Genomic DNA, 3,678 nt, shown 5'->3' with positions numbered 1-3,678 from the left:
ACGTTGGCCCCCAGCATCAGCAGGCACGGCGTGAGCACCAGCGTGAGCGCCGTCGCGAAGGTGAGACCGCCGGCGATAGCGCTGGAGAGCTGGGCCCACCACTGGGTGGACGGGGCGTTGTACTGCACCTCCCGTCCGATGATGTCGACGTTGAGTTTCAGCACCATCGGCATGAGCCCGAGCACGGTGGTCACGGAGGTGAGCAGCACCGGCCGCAACCGCTGCGCGGCGGTCCGCAGCACCGCCTCCCGCGCCGCCATGCCCTCCCGGCGCAGGACGTTGTAGGTATCGATGAGCACAATGTTGTTGTTCACCACGATGCCGGCCAGCGCGATCATCCCCACCCCGCCCATGACGATGCCGAACGGCCGCTGGGTGGCCAGCAGGCCGAGCAGCACGCCGGCGGTGGAGAAGAGGATGGCGGAGAGCACCAGTACCGCCTGGTAGAGGCTGTTGAACTGGGTCACCAGGATCAGCGCCATGAACAGCACCGCCACGATGAACGCGTTCGAAAGGAAGGTCTGAGCCTCGCGCTGATCCTCATCCTGGCCGGCGAAGGCGATCTCGACGGACGGCGGCATGTCCGCCCCGGCGATGGCATCGCGCAGGCGCTGGACCTGGGTGTCCGCCAGCACGCCGGGGGCGACCTCGGAGGCGACGGTGAACGTCCGCCGCCCGTCGACGCGCTCGATGGTGCCAGTGCTCGGCCCCGGTCGCTGGGTCACGAAGTTGGCGATGGGCACCTGACCCTGGTCCGTGGGCACCCGCAGCAGGCCCAGTGTCTCCAGGCTGCGGTCCTCCGGCGGGAACCGCACGCGGATGTCCACCTCCTCGTCCGCGTCGTCCGGGCGGTAGTCGTCGAGCAGCACCCCGTTGGTGACGAGCTGGACCGCATTGCCCACGAGCTGTACGTCCGCGCCGTAGCGGGCGGCGCGCTCGCGGTCCACCTCCAGCCGCCACTCGACCCCGGGCACCGGACGGTTATCCTCGGTGTCGCTGAACCCGCCGAGCTCGTCCATGAGCGTGCGCACCCGTTCGACGCCGGTGTTGAGGGCATCCGATCGGTCGGCGCTCACCCGCACCTGGATCGGCTTGCCCTGCGAGGGTCCCGACTGAGCCTTGCGAACCTCCACGCGAATGCCTGGAAGCGGCGCGGTCACGTCCCGTATCCGCTGCATGATCTCCGCCGCGGGCGGACGAGTATCCCACTCCCGGAACTCCAGCTGGATGACGCCCACGGTATCCGGCGAGACGTTCTGCATGCGCTCCGGGTCGCTGATCGTGCGGGCGTAGACGTGCTCGATGGACCCGAATCCGAGCAGGCGCTCCTCGACCGCCCGGACCAGGGCATCGCGCTCCCACACCGACAGATCGCCGCGCGCATGGACCTGGACCTGGGCGAAGTCCGGCTCCACCTCGGGGAAGAACTCCACGCCGCGGCCGAACAGGCCATAGGCGGCATAGGTCACCACCACCGTGGCGACCATGCCCGCCAGGACGAGACCCGGCCGATCCAGGGCCCGCGAGAGCATGCGCACGTAGCCGCCGACGAAGCCGCGCAGGCCCGCGAGGTCGCCGCGCTCCGCCGCCTCCAGCGCAGCGGCGTTGGCCGCGCTCGCCGGGTCGCGGCGGGCGATCAGCCCGCCGAGCACGGGCACGAACACCAGCGCCATGGCCAGCGAAGCGGACAGGGTCAGCAGCACGGTGATGGGGAGGTATTTCATGAACTCCCCGACCACGCCGGGCCAGACCGTGAGCGGCAGGAACACCGCCAGGGTGGTGGCGGTCGAGGAGATCACCGGCCAGGCCATCCGGGTGGCCCCGTGCAGGTAGGCGTCACGCCGCGACCAGCCCTCGGAGAGCCGGCGCTCGGCGAGCTCCACCACCACGATGGCCCCGTCCACCAGCATCCCCACCACGAGGATAAGGCTGAACAGGACCACGATGTTCATGGTGTAGCCGATCAGGTACACGGCCAGGATGCCGGCGAGAAACGAGCCGGGGATGGCCATGCCCACCAGCAGCGCGGGCCGCCAGCCCAGCGCCGCGATAATCACCACCATCACCAGGATCACGCCGGCGAGGACGTTGTTCTGAAGGTCCCGCAGCATGGTGCGGATATCCTCGGAGCGGTCCTGGAGGTAGGACACCTGCAGGTTCTCGGGCCACTCCCCGCGGGCCTGCCCGACCACGTCCCGTGCCGCGGCGACGGTCTCGATGATGTTGGCGCCGACGCGCTTGGAGATCTCCAGGGTCAGGGCCGGCTGGCCGTCGACCCGCGCGAACTCGTCGGGATCCTTGTAGGTGCGGCGGATACTGGCGACGTCGCCGAAGGTCACGACCCGGTCTCCGCTGGTCTTCACCGGCAGGGTCATGACGTCGTTCAGGTCCTCGACCAGTCCGGGGACCTTCACCGCGAGGCGCCCCGCCCCGGTGTCCAGGGCTCCCGCGGCGACCAGGAGGTTGTTGCCGCTCAGCACCGAGAAAAGCCGCGCGTAGGAGACGCCGTAGGTCTCCATCACCCGGCGGTCCACGATGATCTCCATGACCTCCTCGCGGTCGCCGCCGATGTCCGCCTCGAGGATGCCGGGCAGGGCCTCGAGCCGGTCCTGCAACCGCGTGGCGACATCCACCAGGGTGCGCTCCGGCGCCGGCCCGGACAGCGCCACGGTGAGCACCGGGAACAGGGCGACGTTGACCTCCTGGACCGCCGGCTCCTCGGCCCCCGGCGGCAGGTCCGACTTGGCGATGTCCACCTGCTCGCGCACGTCGGCCAGGGCCCGGTCGGCGTCGAAGCCCGCCTCGAACTCCAGCACGATCGCGGTGTAGCCCTGGGCCGCGGTGGTGCGCATCTCCTTGAGGCCCTCGATGGACTGGAGCTCCTTCTCGAGGGGCCGGGCCAGCAGCCGCTCGCCGTCCTCCGGGGAAATGCCCTCGTAGGCGACGGAGACATAGATGATGGGGATGGCGACGTCGGGCTCGGCCTCCTTCGGGATGTCCCGGTACGCCTGCCAGCCCATTACGGTAATGATGAGCAGGAACAGCAGCACCGTACGGCTGCGTCCGAACGCCGCGGCGATCAGCCGGCCCACGGCTCAGCCCGTCTCCGGCAGCGGGGCGGCGGGCGCCGGGGCGCGCCCGTCGGGCTTCAGGGGCGAGTCCGCGGCGTCCACCGGGGTCACCGGCTCGCCGGCGCGCACGAACCCCTGGCCCACGGTGATCACCCGCGCGCGCTCCGGCAGGCCGCTGATCCAGACCCCGCCGCGCTCGGCCCGGACCACCGAGACCGGGTGGAAGGCCACGCGGCCCTCGCCGTCGACGGTCTTCACGCCCAGCGCACCGTCGTCGCCCAGGGTCAGCACCGCGGGGGAGACGAAGTGCGCACTGACCCGGTCGGCGGGCAGCCGGACCGTCGCACTGACCCCGGCGGGGACGTCGCCCCCGCCGTTGGGCACCGCCACCTCCACACGGAACGTGCGGGTCTCCTCGTCCGCGGTGGCGGCCACGTAGTCCACCTGCCCCTCGCGCTCGACGCCGGTGGCAAAGCGTACCCGCGCCGGGGTCCCCATGGTCACGCGGGCGATGTCCTGCTGGGCGACGTACACCGTTACCCGCAGGGGGTCGAGATCGACGACCTCCGCCACCTCGCCGCCGGCGGTGAGGTAATCGCCCTCCTCC

General features: G+C 70.9%; 2 protein-coding genes. Both read right to left on the bottom strand.

What is annotated here, in order from left to right; translation table 11 throughout:
- On the bottom strand, positions 1-3,092 hold a 3,092-nt coding region (locus tag G7A99_RS16755), incomplete at its 3' end, for an efflux RND transporter permease subunit (protein ID WP_163142264.1).
- A 3-nt stretch (positions 3,093-3,095) separates the two neighbouring features.
- Positions 3,096-3,678: efflux RND transporter periplasmic adaptor subunit (locus G7A99_RS16750; RefSeq protein WP_163142261.1), on the bottom strand; the 583-nt coding region annotated here is incomplete at its 5' end.

The organism is Arhodomonas sp. KWT (genome assembly GCF_010993615.1).
This window is presented reverse-complemented; position numbering and strand designations above follow the sequence as displayed.